The 17376-nt window shown below is 70.1% G+C and carries 17 protein-coding genes; 10 read left to right on the top strand and 7 right to left on the bottom strand.

The window, feature by feature from the left end; genetic code table 11:
• The first annotated feature begins 34 nt into the window (after positions 1–34).
• Entirely contained in the window at positions 35–274 is a 240-nt protein-coding gene (gene purS / locus FB471_RS16525; protein ID WP_141999344.1) for a phosphoribosylformylglycinamidine synthase subunit PurS, read from the top strand.
• Positions 271–942, top strand: a complete 672-nt coding sequence (gene purQ / locus FB471_RS16520) for a phosphoribosylformylglycinamidine synthase subunit PurQ (protein WP_141999343.1) — start codon at positions 271–273, stop codon at positions 940–942. The genes purS and purQ overlap by 4 nt, the downstream gene beginning before the upstream one ends.
• Positions 943–1086: 144 nt before the next feature.
• Here the strand turns inward: purQ and FB471_RS16515 are convergent, their stop codons facing one another.
• Positions 1087–2829, bottom strand: a complete 1743-nt coding sequence (locus FB471_RS16515) for an ABC transporter ATP-binding protein (protein WP_141999342.1) — start codon at positions 2827–2829, stop codon at positions 1087–1089.
• Positions 2820–4418 (bottom strand): ABC transporter ATP-binding protein, encoded by a 1599-nt coding sequence (locus FB471_RS16510; protein WP_141999341.1) that lies wholly within the window; start codon positions 4416–4418, stop codon positions 2820–2822. Before FB471_RS16510 ends, FB471_RS16515 begins: the two co-directional genes overlap by 10 nt.
• 135 nt (positions 4419–4553) lie before the next feature.
• On the opposite strand from FB471_RS16510, the gene purL reads away from it, so the two are divergent.
• Positions 4554–6863 carry a phosphoribosylformylglycinamidine synthase subunit PurL gene (gene purL / locus FB471_RS16505; protein WP_141999340.1) on the top strand — a complete coding sequence of 770 codons (2310 nt, stop codon included), beginning with the start codon at positions 4554–4556 and terminating at the stop codon, positions 6861–6863.
• Positions 6864–6911: 48 nt separating this feature from the next.
• On the opposite strand, the gene FB471_RS16500 is transcribed toward purL, so the two are convergent.
• From FB471_RS16500 to FB471_RS16485, 4 genes are all read right to left on the bottom strand, one after another.
• The gene (locus FB471_RS16500) at positions 6912–8000 is read right to left on the bottom strand and encodes a hypothetical protein (RefSeq protein WP_141999339.1); all 1089 of its coding nucleotides are present in this window, start codon (positions 7998–8000) and stop codon (positions 6912–6914) included.
• A gap of 194 nt (positions 8001–8194) precedes the next feature.
• On the bottom strand, positions 8195–9070 hold the full coding sequence (locus FB471_RS16495) for a lysozyme (protein ID WP_141999338.1): 876 nt from the start codon (positions 9068–9070) through the stop codon (positions 8195–8197).
• Between the two features lie 152 nt (positions 9071–9222).
• Entirely contained in the window at positions 9223–10011 is a 789-nt protein-coding gene (locus FB471_RS16490; protein WP_246076437.1) for a lysozyme, read from the bottom strand.
• A 162-nt stretch (positions 10012–10173) separates the two neighbouring features.
• The gene (locus FB471_RS16485; RefSeq protein ID WP_141999337.1) at positions 10174–10836 is read right to left on the bottom strand and encodes a type VII secretion system-associated protein; all 663 of its coding nucleotides are present in this window, start codon (positions 10834–10836) and stop codon (positions 10174–10176) included.
• 62 nt (positions 10837–10898) lie between these two features.
• Between FB471_RS16485 and FB471_RS16480 the strand changes: the two genes are divergently transcribed.
• Positions 10899–11279 (top strand): sterol carrier family protein, encoded by a 381-nt coding sequence (locus FB471_RS16480; RefSeq protein ID WP_141999336.1) that lies wholly within the window; start codon positions 10899–10901, stop codon positions 11277–11279.
• A gap of 38 nt (positions 11280–11317) precedes the next feature.
• Here FB471_RS16480 and FB471_RS16475 read toward each other — a convergent pair whose 3' ends face one another.
• The gene (locus FB471_RS16475) at positions 11318–12160 is read right to left on the bottom strand and encodes an SAM-dependent methyltransferase (protein WP_141999335.1); all 843 of its coding nucleotides are present in this window, start codon (positions 12158–12160) and stop codon (positions 11318–11320) included.
• A 296-nt stretch (positions 12161–12456) separates the two neighbouring features.
• Here FB471_RS16475 and FB471_RS16470 point away from each other — a divergent pair, with 296 nt between their 5' ends.
• From FB471_RS16470 to arfB, 6 genes are all read left to right on the top strand, one after another.
• A complete protein-coding gene (locus FB471_RS16470; RefSeq protein WP_425457070.1) occupies positions 12457–13278 on the top strand; it encodes a helix-turn-helix domain-containing protein in 822 nt (273 codons plus the stop codon).
• Between the two features lie 214 nt (positions 13279–13492).
• Positions 13493–13726, top strand: a complete 234-nt coding sequence (locus tag FB471_RS16465; RefSeq protein WP_425457069.1) for a DUF397 domain-containing protein — start codon at positions 13493–13495, stop codon at positions 13724–13726.
• Positions 13713–14135 (top strand): hypothetical protein, encoded by a 423-nt coding sequence (locus FB471_RS16460; protein WP_141999333.1) that lies wholly within the window; start codon positions 13713–13715, stop codon positions 14133–14135. The genes FB471_RS16465 and FB471_RS16460 overlap by 14 nt, the downstream gene beginning before the upstream one ends.
• Before the next feature lie 87 nt (positions 14136–14222).
• Positions 14223–15752, top strand: a complete 1530-nt coding sequence (gene purF / locus FB471_RS16455) for an amidophosphoribosyltransferase (RefSeq protein ID WP_170220829.1) — start codon at positions 14223–14225, stop codon at positions 15750–15752.
• A gap of 34 nt (positions 15753–15786) precedes the next feature.
• Entirely contained in the window at positions 15787–16857 is a 1071-nt protein-coding gene (purM, locus tag FB471_RS16450; RefSeq protein ID WP_141999332.1) for a phosphoribosylformylglycinamidine cyclo-ligase, read from the top strand.
• Positions 16858–16946: 89 nt separating this feature from the next.
• Complete coding sequence (gene arfB, locus FB471_RS16445; protein WP_141999331.1) at positions 16947–17375, top strand: alternative ribosome rescue aminoacyl-tRNA hydrolase ArfB; 429 nt, start codon at positions 16947–16949, stop codon at positions 17373–17375.
• The last annotated feature ends 1 nt before the right edge of the window (position 17376 follow it).

The raw sequence follows: 17376 nt of genomic DNA, 5'->3' as shown, positions 1-17376 counted from the left end.
CGCCTGCGAAAATACGGACGAGGAGCAGCCTGCCGTGGCCCGAGTCGTCGTCGACGTCATGCCCAAGCCGGAGATCCTGGACCCGCAAGGTCAAGCGGTGGCCGGCGCCCTGCCCCGCCTCGGCTTCACCGGGGTCACCGAGGTTCGCCAGGGCAAGCACTTCGAGTTGGAGGTCGACGACTCGGTCGACGACGAGAAGCTGGCCAAGATCGCCGAGGGTCTCCTGGCCAACCCTGTGATCGAGGACTGGACCGTGCGCAGGGTGGACTCGTGAGGATCGGCGTCATCACCTTCCCCGGCACCCTGGACGACGTGGACGCCGTGCGTGCGGTCCGCTACGCCGGGGCCGAGCCGGTCGAGCTGTGGCACGCCGACGCCGAGTTGAAGGGCGTGGACGCGGTGATCGTGCCCGGCGGCTTCTCCTACGGCGACTACCTGCGCGCCGGTGCCATCGCCCGGTTCGCCCCGGTGATGGGCTCGGTGCTGGACGCCGTGCGTGGGGGCATGCCCGTGCTGGGCATCTGCAACGGCTTCCAGGTGCTCTGCGAGGCCGGCCTGCTACCCGGCGCGCTGGTGCGCAACGAGGGGCTGCACTTCATCTGCCGGGACCAGTGGCTGCGGGTGGAGAACAACGGCACCGCCTGGACCACCCGGTTCGACGCCGGCGCGGAGATCCTGATCCCGCTGAAGAACATCGACGGTTGCTACGTCGCCGACGAGCCGACGCTGGACCGGCTGGAGGGTGAGGGCCGGGTGGTGTTCCGCTACGTCGATGGCAACCCGAACGGGTCGCGCGCCGACATCGCCGGGATCACCAGCGCGAACGGCCGGGTGGTCGGCCTGATGCCGCACCCCGAGCACGCCATCGACGCGCTCACCGGTCCCTCCGACGACGGGCTCGGCCTGCTCTACTCCGTACTGGACGCCGCCGTCACCGCCTGACAGCGCGTCCGCCGGGGAGTGCCCTGAACGTGGCTTTCCGGACGCTCAGCGTCACGAACGGCACTTTTGGGACATCTGACGCCTCAAACGCCACGTTCAGGGCTTTCCCGGGGTGGGGAGGTGTGCGGGGCGGGCATGGCGTGGTCAGCCCGCGGCCGCCGTCAGGACCAGCCGGGCATACGGGCCCTCCGCCGCGAGCAGTTCGGTGTGACTGCCCAGTTCGGAGATCCGGCCCTGTTCCAGCACCGCCACCCGGTCCGCGGTGGCCGCGGTGTGCAACCGGTGCGCGATGGCGATCACCGTGCGCCCGGCCAGCACCCGGTTCAGCGAGCGCTCCAAGTCCCGCGCCGACCCGGTGTCCAGCAACGACGTCGCCTCGTCCAGCACCAGGGTGTGCGGATCGGCCAGTACCACCCTGGCCAGCGCGAGCTGCTGGGCCACCGCCGCCGGTACGGCCGGCGCCCCCGCGCCCAGCGTGGTGTCCAGCCCCTCGGCGAGACCCTCCGCCCAGTCCCGCGCGCCGACCGCGGCCAGCGCCTCGAGCAGTTCGGCATCGGTCCAGCCGGTCGCGCTCGCCGGCAGTGCCAGGTTGTCCCGCAGCGTCCCGGCGAACACGTGCTGCTCCTGGGTGAGCAGCAAGACCTCGCCGCGCAGCAGATCCTCCGGCATCCCGGACACCTCGACCCCGCCGATCGTCACCGAGCCCGCGCTCGGTGCCGCGATCCCGGCCAGCAGCCTGGCCAGGGTGGACTTGCCCGCGCCGGAGGGTCCGACGATGGCCAGCCGCTCACCGCGCGGCACCCGCAGGTCGATCCCGTGCAGCACCTCGCTGGCCGCGGAGTAGCCGAAGCGCACCCCGCGTAGCTCGATGTCCTGCCCGCACGGCCGGCGCGGCACCCGCTCCGGTTCGGCGGGGGTGTACACCCCGAGCGCCCGGCGCAGCGCCGTGCCGGAGATCAACAGGTCGTCCACCCACCACAGCACCTCGTCCAGCGGTGCGGAGAGGGCCTGCGCGTAGAGCACCATCGTGGTGATGGTGCCCAGCCCGGCCAGCCCGTCGGCGTAGGCCCAGCCGCCCAGCAGCAGCATGGCCGCGACCGGCAGTGCGTGCGAAAGCTCCAACCAGGGAAGCCACCGCACGGTGAGCGCCCGCAACCGCCGTTCCCGGTGCAGCGCCCTCGCCACCGATCGTTCACCCTGCCGGATCCGGCGGTGCACCAGCCCCAGTGCCTCCGCCGTGCGCGCACCCTCCGCGGTCTCGTGCAGCTCGGAACGGATGTCCGCCCAGCTCGCCAGCATCCGCTCGATCACCTCGGGTGAGCGTTTCCAGTACCACCGGGTGGGCACCACCAGCACCGCCACCGCGACCAGCAGCCCGAGCGCCAGCAGCGGGGAGGTGATGATCATGGCCCCGACGGTGAGCAGCACGGTGACCGCGGCGACCAGGATCTCCGGGGCGGCGTTGCGGGTGGCGTGGTCGACCCGGTCGATGTCCGAGGTCGCCCTGCTGAGCAGGTCGCCGGTGCCCGCGGCCTCCACCGTGCCCAGCGGCAGCCGCAACGACTGCGCCACGAACGACTCCCTTGTCCGCGCCAGCACCCGCTCGCCGAGTACCCCGGCGTGCACCCTCGCCTGCCGCTTCAGCCCGGCCTGCACCAGCAGCAACAGCACGAAGGCCGCGGCCAGCAGGTCGACCCGCGCCGTGCCGCCCCCGCCGGACACCGCGTCCACCAGCAGGCCGAGGATCTGTGGCCCGGCCAGCCCGGCGACGGTCGCCAGCGCGAACAGCCCGATCACCGCGGCGAAGCCGGCCTTGTTCTCCCGCACGGTGGTTCCGGCCCATGCACGGGCCTCGGCCTTGCCCGCCAGCGGCAGCTTCAGCTGCATGGCTCCTCCTCCGGTACGAGCCGGACCGCCTCGTCGGCAACATTCATCCACAGTGGACTTTGGCTGAACACCACGGTCGTGCGACCGCGGCGCAGCGCGGCCACCCGTTCGGTGATCCGTGCCTCGGTGTGCGCGTCCACCGCCGAGGTGGGCTCGTCCAGCACCAGCACGTCCGCGTCCACGGCCAGCGCCCTCGCCAGGTTCAGCCGCTGGCGCTGCCCGCCGGAGATCTCCCTGCCACGCTCGCCGATCCGCTCGTCCAGCCCGGCCGGCAGGCCCCGCACGATGTCCTCGGCGTCCGCGGCCGTCAGCGCGGTCTCGATGTCCACGGTTGATCCCCGATCCGGGGACACCTGCTCGCGCAGGATGCCGGAGAACCAGATGTCCTGGTTGTGCGCGTACACCACCCGCCGCCGCAGCTCGGCCACCACCACCCGGTCGGCGGGCACCCCGGAGACCAGGACCCGCCCGGGCGGCGCCGGTTCGGCGAACCTGGCCAGCCGCCGTGCCAGTGCCTCGGCCCCGGACCGCGCGTCGATCACGGTCAGCTTGCCTGCCACCGCGGTGAACCCGGCGGCCGAATCGTGCAGTTCCAGCGGCCCCGCGGGCAGCGGCACCGGCGAGTCCGGTTCGGGTAGCAGTGGCCGCAGGCGCAGGATGCCGCAGGCCTTCCGCGCCGAGACGACGCCGCCGGTGATCGTGTGCGCGGCCTGGGTGGTCAGGCTGACCGGGATCACCAGGAAGGCCGAGGCACCATAGAAGGCCACCAGCTCGCCGACGCTGAGCGTGCCCTGCACCGCGAGCCGGGCGCCCAGCCAGGTGATGGTCACCGTCACCAGCCCGGGCAGCAGCACCTCGGCACCGGCGAGCCAGGAGTCGCTACGGGCCACCTCCACCCCGGCCCCGCGTACCCGCTGGCTCGCGGTGCGGAACCGGTCCAGGAACCGGCGTTCGCCGCCGATCCCGCGCAGGATGCGCAGCCCGGACACGATATCCGAACCGATCCCGTTGACCTCGGCGAGCCGTTCGCGTTGCGTCTCCTGCCGCCGGTGCAGCGGGGCCAGCAGCGGAGCCATACCCAGCGCGGCGAGCGGCACGCCGACCAGTGCGACCGTGCCCAGCAGCGGGGACCTGAGCATCAGTGTGACGCCGACCACGAGGAACGCGAGCACCGAGCCCACCAGCCGGCCGAGCACCTCGTAGACGTCGCCGATGATGTCCACGTCCGAGGAGGAGACGCCCATCACGTCCCCGGTGTTCACCTGCGGGTGCAGCGAGGCCCCGAGCCGGGCGGTGTGCTCCGACACCATCCGCTGGGTGGTCCCGGCCCCATGCATCCACATGCCTCGGCTGAGGAATTCCAGGGCGCCACCGCAGGCCGCCTGGGTCAGGCCGATCCCGACGACCAGTGCGGTCAGCCAGAGCAGCGCACCGCCGTCGCCGGCCGCGATGCCGGTGTCGATGGCCTGCCCGACCACCAGTGGCAGCAGCGCGCCCGGCACCAGCCACAGTGCACCGAACAGGGCCGCGCCGAGGGCCAGCCAGGGGCGCAGGCGCAGCAGCCACAGCAGGTATCGCACCGGGGTCAGCGGGGCGCCGCGACCGGAGCGGAGTCAATCAGGAGCGAGCGCGTCTCGTTGCGACATGTCCCGAGCGTAGGTGGGCCGTGGCACGGTAGGCGACCGATTTTCCGGCCCCCTGACAGCACCATCTACTCTTGACCCGTGGCGCATCCCGACACGGAAACCCAGGTCATCGACACCACCGGCCACGCGGCGGGCACCCCGGACACCGCGCAGCCCTACCTCGTACTCGGCCTCGCCGAGGACGAGTACGCCCGGATCCGGGAGATCCTCGGCCGCAGGCCCACCGACGCCGAGCTGGCCATGTACTCGGTGATGTGGAGCGAGCACTGCTCGTACAAGTCCTCCAAGACACACCTGCGGTACTTCGGCGAGACCACCACGGCGGAGATGCGGGAGAAGATGCTCGCCGGGATCGGCGAGAACGCGGGGGTGGTCGACGTCGGCGACGGCTGGGCGGTCACCTTCAAGGTGGAGAGCCACAACCATCCGTCCTATGTGGAGCCCTACCAGGGCGCGGCCACCGGGGTCGGTGGGATCGTGCGGGACATCCTCGCGATGGGCGCCCGCCCGCTCGCGGTCGCCGACCCGCTGCGCTTCGGGCCCGCCGACGCGCCGGACACCCGGCGGGTGCTGCCAGGGGTGGTCGGCGGGATCGCCGGGTACGGCAACTGCCTCGGCCTGCCGAACATCGGCGGCGAGGTCGTTTTCGACCCCAGTTACGCGGGCAACCCGCTGGTGAACGCGCTCTGCGTGGGTGCGATGCGGGTCGAGGACCTGCATCTCGCGCATGCCTCCGGCACCGGCAACAAGATCGTCCTGTTCGGGGCGCGCACCGGGCTGGACGGCATCGGCGGGGTGTCCGTGCTGGCCAGCGACACCTTCGCCGGGGACGAGTCCGGCAGTGACTCCGCGGGCCGCAAGAAGCTGCCCAGCGTGCAGGTCGGCGACCCGTTCACCGAGAAGGTCCTGATCGAGTGCTGCCTCGAGCTGTTCGCCCAGCGCCTCGTGGTCGGCATCCAGGACCTCGGTGGGGCCGGACTGTCCTGCGCCACCTCCGAGCTCGCCGCGGCCGGAGACGGCGGCATGCACATCGAGCTGGACCGGGTTCCGTTGCGGGCCAGGGGGATGACCCCCGCGGAGATCCTGTCCAGCGAGTCGCAGGAACGGATGTGCGCGGTGGTCAGCCCTTCCGACGTGGATGCCTTCATGCAGGTGTGCGCCAAGTGGGACGTGACCGCGACCGAGATCGGTGAGGTCACCGACGGCGAGCACCTGGTGATCACCTGGCATGGCGAGACCGTGGTGGACGTGCCGCCGCGCACCGTCGCGCACCAGGGCCCGGTGTACCAGCGCCCGTACTCGCGGCCGCCCGCGCAGGACGCGCTGCAGGCCGACACCCCGGGCGCGCTGCCCCGGCCGGCCGAGCCGGATGAGCTCCGGAGCACCCTGCTCCGGATGATCTCCTCGCCGGACCTCGCCTCCCGGGAGTGGGTGACCGAGCAGTACGACCGCTACGTCCGCGGCAACACGGTGCTCGCCCAGCCTGCCGACGCCGGGGTGATCCGGATCGACGAACGCACCGGTCGCGGGGTGGCCGTGTCCACCGACTGCAACAGCCGGTTCGTGTACCTGGACCCCTACGCCGGCACCCAGCTCGCACTGGCCGAGGCGTATCGGAACGTGGCCACCAGCGGGGCCACCCCGATCGCGGTCACCAACTGCCTGAACTTCGGGGCTCCGACCGACCCCGGCGTGATGTGGCAGTTCGAGCGGGCCGTGCACGGCCTCGCCGACGGCTGCGCCGAGCTGGGGATTCCGGTGACCGGCGGGAACGTCAGCTTCTTCAACCAGACTCAGGACACCGCGATCCTGCCGACGCCGGTGGTCGGGGTGCTCGGCGTGCTGGACGATGTGCGCAGGCGGATCCCGACCGGGATCGGCGCCGAGGCCGGCGAGACGCTGCTGCTGCTCGGCGACACCAGGGACGAGTTCGGCGGTTCGGCCTGGGCGCGGATCGTGCACGGGCATCTCGGCGGGTTGCCGCCCGCCGTGGACCTTGCCCGCGAGCGGCTACTCGCGGAGGTGCTGTCCGCGGGCTCCCGGGACGGGATGATCTCGGCCGCGCACGACCTCTCCGACGGCGGGCTCGCCCAGACCCTGGTGGAGACGGTGCTGATCGGGCAGGTCGGCGCCAGGGTGGTGCTGGACCCCGACGCCGACCCCTTCGTGCAACTGTTCGCCGAGTCCGCCGGCCGGGTGCTGGTCGCGGTGCCGCGCTCGGAGGAACTGCGGTTCACCGAGCTGTGCACCGCCCGCGGCCTGCCCTGGCGCAAGACCGGCGTGGTGGACCCGGAGTCGCGGGCGCTGGAGATCCAGGACGTGGCGACCTTCGACCTTGCCGAGCTGCGTGCGGCCTGGGAAGGCACGCTGCCTGCCCTGTTCGAGTGACGGCCTGGTGGGAGTGCCGCCCGCGCGGCGCTCCCACCAGGCAGGCGGTCAGCCGACGTAGACGCCGACGAGGCTGATGCAGAAACCCTCCTCGTCGAAGTTGTCCGCGCCGACCAGGCCGTCGGTCGACTCCCCGTCCACCGTGCCCTTGAGCTTGGCGGACACGTAGTACTTCCCGTCGCTGACCTCGGTGATCTCGAGCTGCGACTGGCCGGAGGTGGCGGTCTCCACGTCGCTCTCCTCCTGCTTCTTGGCCTCCTCGCACAGCATCCCCATGGCGGCGGACTTGTTTCCGGAGTTCAGCTCGCCGACGAACTCCTTGATCACCTTGCCGCCGTCGCTGTCCCCGGTGCCGCTGCCGGGCGAGTCCGTCTCGGACGACTCGGTGGTCGGCTCGTCCGGCCTGCTGGGCAGCCCGGTCGGTTCGTTGGGAACGCTGTTGCCGGGCCCGCCGGGGATGTCCGGCAGCTTCATGCTCCAGTTCTTCCAGCACCACTTGTCCCCGGCCTTACCGAGCTCGCCGGTGAGCGGGGTGGGCTGGCCCTGCAGCGTGACCTCCAGCGGCGCGGTGGCGGTCTTGCCGTTCTCCTGCACCGCCCCGGTGAGCCTGGCGCCCTCCACCCTGTTCACGTTCTGGATCGCCTGGGTCACGTCCTCGTCGGCGTCCCCGCACTTGAGCGTGTTCAGGCTGTTCGCGTCCTTGGCGTTGAGCGCCGCCACGATCTGCTCCGCGGTGCCCTGCGCCGTTGTGCTGTCCGCGCTCTTCTCGTCATCGGACAGCAGGAAGCCGGGCGCGAGGAATCCGGTCACCCCGAACGCGATGAGCAGCACCGCCACCACCGTGAGGCTGATCCACAGCGCGGTCTTCGGCTTCTTCGGCGGCTGACCGTACCCACCGGGCTGCCCGTACCCACCGGGCTGCCCGTACTGGCCCTGCTGCGGGTAGCCGGGGTACTGGCCGTACATGGCGGTCTGGTCGTAGCCGCCGTAGGGCTGCTGCTGCCCGTACTGTCCATAAGGGTCGGGCTGGCCGTACTGGCCCTGCTGCGGAAAACCGCCGGACTGTGGGTACCCGCCTTGGCCGTACGGGTCTGGTTGCTGGCCGTAGGGCTGCCCAGGCTGAGGTGGGTATGTCATGCCGAAGCCTTTCCAGTCTTGCAGCGCCCGCGCTGGTGCGCTCGGTGGTGCGACGCGGGCGCCGAGGCTCTGGTTCCTCCGGCTTACCGCCCGTGCTGGGCATTCTGCCTGCCGTTGTTCGGTTCCTGTGAAGGGGCTCTCGCCCGGAGACATGCCGGGCGAGAGCCGTGATCAGTCGACTTCGGACGGTGAGGCTATCCGGTCGCCAGCACCTTCAGCCGGTCGTAGGAGCCGTTGAAGGTGTTCTGGTCGATCGGGCTGGAGGTGTACTGCCAGAAGGTGTAGAAGCCCCAGCCGTTCGGCAGCGCCCCGACCGTGGAGCTGTACCGCGCCACCCAGAGCGGCACCGTCTGGCCGAACCCGTGCCCGGTGGCCACGCACTGATCCCACCAGCTCTTCGAGGTGTAGATCACCGGCCAGCGGCCGGTCCGGTTGGCATAGGTGTCGTGGAAGTCCCTGATCCACGCCGCCATCCCGGCCTTGCTCTTGCCGTAGCAGGTCGAGCCGTAGGGGTTGTACTCCATGTCCAGCGCGCCGGGGAGGGTCTTGCCGTCGCCAGACCAGCCGCCGCCGTTGTCCACGAAGTAGTTCGCCTGAGCCGCGCCGCTCGAGCGGTCCGGCAACGCGAAGTGGTAGGCACCACGGATCATGCCGATGTTGTAGGAACCGTTGTACTGCTGGGCGAAGTACGGGCTCTTGTAGCCGGTGCCCTCGGTCGCCTTCACGTACGCGAACCGCTTGCCCTGGTTCCACCAGTACTGCCAGTCCACGTTCTTCTGCCATCCGCTCACGTCGATACCGGGAACGCTGGCCAGCACGCGCCGGCCGTCCGGACCGATATCCCGAACGCGCAACGCCTCCTGTCTGGTGGCCGGGGTGGACTGGTCACCTTCCACCTTGGCGATCTGGGAACCGAGTGGGTGGTCGTACATGCGGACGTACTCGTCGATCGAGAGGCCTCCGGTTTCCCCGGCCGATGCGGTGGGGGCCAGGGTGCCGAGCAGGAGCACGCAGGCGGACGCGGCGGTGACGGCGCTGAAGGCCCTCCGCCGGATTCTTCGTGTGGACATCGGGAGAAGTCCCTTCGGTGTGTCTAGCTTGCCCTCGCGACGGGCGGCTCACGGCAGGTAGTCGCCCGAGCATTGATTGTCACTCACGCATGTGTCCTTTGTCACGAAATTTCGTGAACTAATGCCCACGAGTGAGTGATTTACGGTCGTCGCTAGCCGCGCGCGAGGGCGGCCAGCCGGTCCTCGGCACCGTTGAAGTAGTTCTGGTCCCCCGGCAGCGGGCCGGTGTCGGCGAACTGCCAGATCGTCTGGGTCGGCCACCCGGCGGGCAGTGGCCCGATCTCGGGTGCGTAGCGCGCCAGCCAGAGCGGGTGGGACCCGCCGAACGCGGGGCTGTTCCCGGTGCAGGTACGCCACCAGCTCGTGCTGGTGTAGATGGTCGGCTCGCGGCCGGTGCGCTCGGCGTACCTGGTGGAGAAGTCCCCGATCCACTCGACCATCCCGGCCGGGTCCAGGTCGTAGCAGGTGTCGCCGTAGGGGTTGTACTCCACATCCAGCGCGCCCGGCAGCGTCCGGCCGTCCGCCGACCAGCCGCCGCCGTGGTCGACGAAGTAGTCGGCCTGCTCGGCGCCGCCGGAGATGTCCGGTCGCGCGAAATGGTAGGCGCCGCGGATCATGCCGGTGTGGTAGGAGCCGTCGTACTGCTGCGCGAACCGGGGGCTGACGAAGCCGGTGCCCTCGGTCGCCTTCACGTAGACGAACCGGGCACCCTTGCCGGTCGCGCTCGGCCAGTCGACCTCGCCCTGCCAGCCGCTGACGTCGTGCCCGAGGGTCCGGCCTGCGGGGGCGTACCGTGCCGCGGCCGGTGGCGCCCCGTGTACCCCCTCATGCAGCGCGATCTGCGAGCCGGCATGCCGCTGTAGGGCTCCGTCGTAGTCCGGGTACTCGGCGGCCGCGGCGGGAGCCGCGCAGGTCAGGGTGGCCGCGACCGCGGCGGCCAAACATATGATGTCTCGCCGGTGCACAGTGACTCCCGTCCAGCTCGCGATGCCGGCGGTCCGGAACAGGCCCGCCAGGTCCCTCCGCGCGTCACGATGCCGCCAACGGAGGAGTTCCGCGAGCCGGGTGTCACCCGGCAGGGTGGGGCCGAAGGTCGGCGGGGATCAGTCCTCTTCGGCGAGCGCCTTCATCAGATGCTCGGCCGGTACCACGGCGGTCACCACGTCATGCGGGTTGATCACCACGGGGTGCCCGGCGAGCAGGTCGACCATGTCCCTGCCGAGCACGGCTCGGGCATGCGGCCACTCCTCGGGCACCAATGACTTGGCGGTGTAGGCGGGCACCAGCACCCGGCCGTCCTGGTCGTGGAAGCCGATCACCGTGCGCTGTACCGGTGACATCGCGTACACGAACAACGTGGAGCCCAGGATGACCCGCGGCAGGTCCTCGGCGGGGCGGTGCTTGGTGCGCACCAGTTGCAGCAGCCGTTCCAGGTCGTTGCGTGGTTCCGGGAACCCGAGCGCCTTCGGGGACGGCCGGTACCGGTCGTTGGGGTGGAAGTCCTCCACGATGTCGCCGGCCGCGTTGACCGGGTAGGCACCGACGACGGCCCAGGACGGGACGCGGCCGTTCGGGTCGAACGCCTCGTCGATGACGTACAGCCAACTGTTCGGGTTCGCGCGCGCGTTGGCCCGCATCTCCCTGGTGATCTCCGGCTTTCGCTTGGCCGCGGGCAGGGAGGTCGGTTCCGTCCGGTCGGTGGCTCTGCCGGTCCCTTCGCGGGTGCTCGTTCCCTCGGGCCCCTCGGCCTCGTCCCGCTGCGCCATCTCGGTCCCTCGGTCTGTTGTGTCGCCTGCGTCTCGTCTCGGGTTCATCCTAGTGTTTCCCCATGCCCTCTTCGCGCTCGGTCGACCCCGCTCGGTTACGCGCCGCCGTGGCACGGATCTCGGCTTGGTTGACCGGAGACGGCCCGGAACCCGCCAGGGCCGAACTGGCCGAGGCCGTCCGGCTGAGCCTGCGCACGCTCGCCGCCGACGCACCGGGGCGCAGTGTCGAGGTGCGGGTGCCACCGTTCGCGGCCGTGCAGTGTGTGCCGGGACCGCGGCACACCAGGGGCACCCCGGCCAACGTGGTCGAGACCGATCCGCGGACCTGGCTCGAACTCGCCACCGGCAGGTTGGCGTGGACGGACGCGGTCGAAGCCGGCCGGGTCACCGCCTCGGGAACCCGGGCCGACCTCGCCCACTGGTTGCCGATCGTTCGGACGTGAGACGACGTGAGACTCAGTGCCTGTTCAGGAACAGGCACTCAGGGTTTGTAGCCGATCCCGCCCGCGATGCAGTACTGCACCTGGTTCAGCGGCTTCAGCTGCGGGCCGTCCGGCCACCAGTCGGCGCACAGCGTCACCCCTGGCTCGATCATCTGGAGGCCGCCGAACAGGCCCTCGATCTCGGACTTCGTCCGGAAGGTGCCGCTGCCCATCGGGCTGTGCAGGAGGATGTTCTCCATCTTGCGGGCGAGTTGGCTGTGCTCGTTCTCCGGGTCGAGGAAGTGACTCAGCGCGAGGTACGAGCCGGAGGGCAGCGCGTCGATGTACTCGCGCATGATCTCCGCGGGGTCCGCGTCACCGGTGTAGTGGTGCATGGTGCCGAGCTGCAGCAGCACCAGCGGCTCGTCGAAGTTGATGTGCTCGCGCACCACCTCGTCCTCCAGCACGGCGCGCGGGTCGAAGATGTCCGCGGGCGAGAAGTGGGTGAGCTCGTTCTCCTCCAGCAGGGCCCTGCCGTGCGCCAGGACCACCGGGTCGTTGTCGGTGTAGATGATCCGCGCCTCCGGGTTGATCCGCTGCACCACCTGGTGCACGTTCTCCGCCGTGGGCAGCCCGGAGCCGCAGTCCAGGAACTGGTTGACCCCGGTCTGCTGGGCGAGGAAGCGGCAGGCCCTGATCAGGAACGCACGGTTCTCGGTGGCGAGATCCTGCGCTTCCGGTGCGGCCTTCTGCACCCCCCTGAGTACTTCCCGGTCGATCTCGTAGTTGTCCTTGCCGTTCAGGAACGCGTCGTAGACCCGGGCGATGCTGGCCCTGTTCGGGTCCACGCCGACCGGCGGCCGCGGATCGGAGTACTCGGTGACGGGAGGAGTGGCAGGCATTGAAGGCCTCACTGTGACGTAACGAACAATTGCTGGATCGCACCAAGGGTAAGTGTTTGAGCCCGCTGGGTAAACGCAGGTCGTCCACAAGAGTGGCGCACATGGACGGTGCGTAGTTGGTCGGAACGTTACCGTGCCTCGTGCAGTATCGTTTCGCAGGTAGGTCGCCATGAAGAGGGCCGACAGCGATGGACAGCGAGAACAGCGATGGACAGCGAGGACACTGCCGAGAAGGAGAGGGCCGGACGATGGTCGCCGGTGACATCGATCAGAACACCGGGCCCACCGCGTGCCGCATGATCCTGGGATCCCAGCTGCGCAAGAGCCGGGAGACGGCGGGGCTGAGCCGGGCACAGGCCGGGTACGAGATCCGTGCCTCGGAGTCGAAGATCAGCCGGATGGAGCTGGGTCGGGTCGGCTTCAAGGAGCGGGACGTCACCGACCTGCTGACCATGTACGGGGTCACCGACGAGGAACTGCGCGAGGAGTACCTGAAGCTCGTCCGGATGTCGAACGAGCCCGGCTGGTGGCAGAGCTACAACGACCTGATGCCGAGGTGGCTGGACAACTACGTCGGGTTGGAGGAGGCGGCCTCCCGGATTCAGACCTACGAGCAGCAGTTCGTGCCCGGCCTCATGCAGACCGAGGACTACGCCCGCTCGGTCTCCAGCCACGGCAAGCCGGAACTGGTGAACGACGATGTCGAGCGCCGGGTCGCCATCCGGATGCGGCGGCAGAAGCTGCTGGTGCGGCCGAACGCGCCGCGGCTGTGGGCGATCATCGACGAGTCCGTGTTGCACCGTCCGATCGGCGGCGAGGAGATACTCCGCGCGCAGATCGACACCCTGCTGGAGCTCACCAGCCTGCCGAACATCTCGGTACAGGTCGTGCCGTTCAGGTACAGCGGCCGCGCCGCGGAGACCTCCTTCTCGCTGCTGCGGTTCGCCGAGCCCGAGCTGCCGAACATCGCCTACATCGAGCACCTTTGCGGCGCCCTGTACCTGGAGAAGCCGGAGGAGATCGAGGTGTACAGCCGAGCGCTGGACCGGCTCGCGGTGGATGCCGAGACCCCCGAGGAGTCCCGGCAGATGCTGCGCAAGCGCAGGGCCGAACTCTGATCGGCCCTGCTCGGTCGCCGGTGCTGATACCTGCGTAAACACGCAATCTTAAGCCCGACTGAAGTTTTCGTACTTCACCTACACAAGTGAAGTTGGTCGGATCGTCTCTGCACGTGCATTCACACGAGCACTGGCACGTGCTACGTTCGGTGCACAACCGAATGCACATGCAGATGCATCCTCGAAGTGGGACCAAGTCGGGAAGGTGGGGATCATGGAGCAGATCCGCAACGGTGTTTCGGCAGACCTTCTGTCCGATGTGACCTGGCGAAAGAGCAAGTACAGCGGTGCCGTCGGCAACTGCGTCGAGGTTGCCACCCTGAAGAGCGGCGAGATCGCGGTGCGTAACTCGCGCTTCCCGAGTGGTCCCGCGCTCGTCTACACCCGAGAGGAGATTGCCGCGTTCCTCGCGGGCGCGAAAGACGGCGAGTTCGATGACGTCCTCTAGCACGGTGTCCTCGGTGTCGGCTCCGGCCGACACCGAGGCCGCATTGCGCAGGTTGATCAACAGCGGGTACCGGTTCGTGCATCCCCGCGATGCCGATGGGGAGATCGTCGCGGTGGTGGGGGTCCGCGCGCACCACACCGTCGTCGACGTGGTTCGGCTGGACGCGGAGGACGAGGTGACCGCGGCCAGGGTGCCGGGGGACGAGGAGAACGTTCTCGAACCGGTGACCGTGCTCTGGCGTTCCTCCGGCGCGGTCGGGGACGTGGTGGGCGAGCTGCTCGCGCTGGCGGACGAGGACCACGCCGCACCAAGACCGCAGTGGGCCACTTCGGCGACCGCGGCGGCCACCAAGGGCTGCTGGGTTGCCGGCCAGGCCGGCCGGACGAAGTGGCTGGTGGCTTCAGCTTGAGGGGGGCTGAGCCACATCTCACCGAGACGGGCCATGTCCAGCGCTTACACTGGACATGGCCCGTTCTCGTCATCAGGGAGCTTCTCGGTGGAACTCGAGCAAGCTGGTGTGGTTGCCGATCAGCCCGAACCCGAACCGCGTGAGGAATGCGGGGTCTTCGGGGTCTGGGCGCCCGGTGAAGAAGTCGCGAAACTGACCTACTACGGGTTGTACGCGTTGCAGCACCGTGGGCAGGAGGCCGCGGGGATCTCGGTCTCCGACGGCAGTCAGATCGTGGTGTTCAAGGATCTGGGCCTGGTCAGCCAGGTCTTCGACGAGCAGGTGCTGTCCTCGTTGCAGGGGTATGTCGCGGTGGGGCACTGCCGCTACTCCACCACCGGGGGCGGTACCTGGGAGAACGCGCAGCCGAACTTCCGCACCACCGCGGCCGGCACCGGCCTTTCCCTCGGCCACAACGGGAACCTGGTGAACACCGCGGAGCTGCACACCCGCGCGCGGGAGCTCGGCGTACTCGGCAGGAACGGCGCGACCACCGACTCCGACCTGATCTGCGGGCTGCTCGCCGCGGCGGCCGTGGACAAGGGCTTCGAGGCGGCCGCGCAGGAGCTGCTGCCGACGATCCGCGGCGCGTTCTGCCTCACCTTCGCCGACGAGACCACGCTGTACGCGGCCCGCGATCCGCACGGGGTGCGGCCGCTGGTGCTCGGCAGGCTGGAGCGCGGCTGGGTGGTGGCCAGCGAGACCGCGGCCCTGGACATCGTCGGCGCTTCCTTCGTCCGGGAGGTGGAACCCGGCGAGCTGATCGCGATCGACGCGGAGGGGCTGCGCTCCTCCCGGTTCGCCAACCCCGAGCCGAAGGGTTGTGTCTTCGAGTACGTCTACCTCGCCCGGCCGGACACCACCATCGCCGGGCGCAGCGTGCACGCCACCAGGGTGGACATCGGCAAGCGGCTGGCCGAGGAGAACCCGGTGGAAGCCGACCTGGTGATCCCGGTCCCGGAGTCCGGCACCCCCGCGGCCATCGGCTACGCCCAGGCATCCGGCATCCCGTACGGCTCCGGCCTGGTGAAGAACGGCTACGTCGGCCGCACCTTCATCCAGCCCTCGCAGACCATTCGCCAGCTCGGCATCCGGTTGAAGCTGAACCCGCTGCGGGACGTCATCCGCGGCAAGCGGCTGGTGGTCGTGGACGACTCCATCGTGCGCGGCAACACCCAGCGTGCGTTGGTGCGCATGCTGCGCGAGTCCGGTGCGCTCGAGGTGCATGTGCGGATCGCCTCGCCACCGGTGCGCTGGCCCTGTTTCTACGGCATCGACTTCGCCTCCCGCGCCGAGCTGGTGGCCAACGGGGCGGATGTGGACGGTGTCCGCCGTTCGATCGGCGCGGACTCGCTGGGCTACGTGTCGCTTGACGGCCTGGTCGCCGCTTCGGAGCAGCCACGGTCCAGGCTGTGCGCGGCCTGCTTCGATGGCGAGTACCCCATTCCGTTGCCGGAGGACGCGCTGATCGGCAAGCATGTGCTGGAAGGCCTCGGTGGTTCCGAAGGCCAGAACGGGCACCTCCTGCCGGTCGCCCCGGCCGGGTACGGTGCCGAGGACGCTGTCCGGCGTCCCTGACCGCCACAAGAAAACTCAGGATGGAGTCCGCTTCGTGAGCGAGTCCACGAGCGCCACCTATGCCGCCGCCGGGGTCGATATCGACGCCGGGGACGAGGCCGTCGAGCTGCTGAAGCCGCATGCCAAGCGTGCGAGTCGCCCCGAGGTGATGGGGGGTGTCGGTGGGTTCGCCGGACTGTTCTCCCTCAAGCTGGATCGCTGGAAAGAGCCGGTACTCGCCTCCTCGACCGATGGCGTCGGCACCAAGATCGCGGTCGCGCAGGCCCTGGACAAGCACGACACGATCGGCATCGACCTGGTCGCGATGGTGGTCGACGACCTGGTGGTGACCGGAGCCGAGCCGTTGTTCCTGCAGGACTACATCGCGGTCGGCAAGGTGGTGCCGAGCAGGATCGAGTCGCTGGTGTCCGGGATCGCCGAGGGCTGCGTGCAGGCGGGCTGCGCGTTGCTCGGCGGGGAGACCGCCGAGCACCCCGGGATGATGGGCGAGCACGACTACGACATCTCGGCCACCGGGGTCGGCGTGGTCGAGGCGGAAGGGATGCTCGGCCCTGATCGGGTGCGCCCGGGGGACGTGGTGATCGCGCTCGGCTCCACCGGGCTGCACTCCAACGGCTACTCGCTGGCCCGGCACGTGCTGCTGGACGTCGCCAGGATGCCGCTCGGCGGGCACGTGGAGGAGTTCGGCCGCCCCCTCGGCGAGGAGCTGCTCGAGCCGACCAGGGTGTACGCCAGGGACTGTCTCGCACTGGCCGCCGAGGCCGAGGTACGTACCTTCGCCCATGTCACCGGCGGTGGGCTGGAGGCGAACCTGGCCAGGGTGATGCCCCGCGGCCTGGTCGCCGAACTGGAACGGGGCACCTGGACCCCCGCGCCGGTATTCGCGCTGATCGCCCAGCTGGGCAGGGTGAAGCGGCCGGAGATGGAGCGCACCTTCAACATGGGCGTCGGCATGGTCGCCGTGGTGGCCCCGGAGGACGTCGACCGTTCGCTGGCCGTGCTCACCGCGCGGCATGTGCCTGCCTGGGTGCTCGGCGACGTCCGGCCCGCCGAGGACCCGGACGGGGAGCGGGCCGTGCTGCGCGGGGACCACCCCCGGTTCTGAGTGCGTGTTCGCGAATGAGAGCTACCTGCTTCCGACGAGTGGTCGATCGTGTCGCGCGTTCACGAAAAGACACCGAGTAGGCAGCGACCATGGCGGACCTGGTGGTCGGTCCCCGGCTGGTGATCCCGGGCGGGGAGCTCGCCGAGCGCTTCTCCCGCTCGTCCGGGCCGGGCGGGCAGGGTGTGAACACCACTGACTCCCGGGTCGAGCTGTCCTTCGACGTGGCCGGGTCGCCGTCCCTTCCCGAGGACCTGCGCACCCGGCTGCTGGACCGGCTCGCCGGCAGGCTGTCCGGCGGGGTGCTGACCATCGCGGCGAGCGAGCACCGGGCGCAGTTGGCGAACAGGGAGGCGGCGAGGGAGCGGCTGGCCGCCGTGCTGCGGGAGGCCGCGGCCCCACCGCCGCCAGGCCGGAAGCGTTCCCGGCCGAGCCGGGGCGCGAAGGAGCGCAGGCTGGCCGCGAAGAAGCGGCGTGGCGAGCTCAAGCGCGGGCGTGGCGGCCGGTTCGATGACCGATAAC

The organism is Amycolatopsis cihanbeyliensis, assembly GCF_006715045.1.
Lineage (GTDB): Bacteria > Actinomycetota > Actinomycetes > Mycobacteriales > Pseudonocardiaceae > Amycolatopsis > Amycolatopsis cihanbeyliensis.
This window is presented reverse-complemented; position numbering and strand designations above follow the sequence as displayed.

Bases quoted from the DNA above. Each gene is read 5' to 3' on its own strand.
- FB471_RS16515 (WP_141999342.1), bottom strand. From the start codon at position 2,829: ATGCAGCTGAAGCTGCCGCTGGCGGGCAAGGCCGAGGCCCGTGCATGG.
- FB471_RS16500 (WP_141999339.1), bottom strand. From the start codon at position 8,000: ATGACATACCCACCTCAGCCTGGGCAGCCCTACGGCCAGCAACCAGAC.
- FB471_RS16495 (WP_141999338.1), bottom strand. From the start codon at position 9,070: ATGTCCACACGAAGAATCCGGCGGAGGGCCTTCAGCGCCGTCACCGCC.
- FB471_RS16485 (WP_141999337.1), bottom strand. From the start codon at position 10,836: ATGGCGCAGCGGGACGAGGCCGAGGGGCCCGAGGGAACGAGCACCCGC.
- FB471_RS16480 (WP_141999336.1), top strand. From the start codon at position 10,899: ATGCCCTCTTCGCGCTCGGTCGACCCCGCTCGGTTACGCGCCGCCGTG.
- FB471_RS16475 (WP_141999335.1), bottom strand. From the start codon at position 12,160: ATGCCTGCCACTCCTCCCGTCACCGAGTACTCCGATCCGCGGCCGCCG.
- FB471_RS16470 (WP_425457070.1), top strand. From the start codon at position 12,457: ATGATCCTGGGATCCCAGCTGCGCAAGAGCCGGGAGACGGCGGGGCTG.
- FB471_RS16465 (WP_425457069.1), top strand. From the start codon at position 13,493: ATGGAGCAGATCCGCAACGGTGTTTCGGCAGACCTTCTGTCCGATGTG.
- FB471_RS16460 (WP_141999333.1), top strand. From the start codon at position 13,713: ATGACGTCCTCTAGCACGGTGTCCTCGGTGTCGGCTCCGGCCGACACC.
- arfB (WP_141999331.1), top strand. From the start codon at position 16,947: ATGGCGGACCTGGTGGTCGGTCCCCGGCTGGTGATCCCGGGCGGGGAG.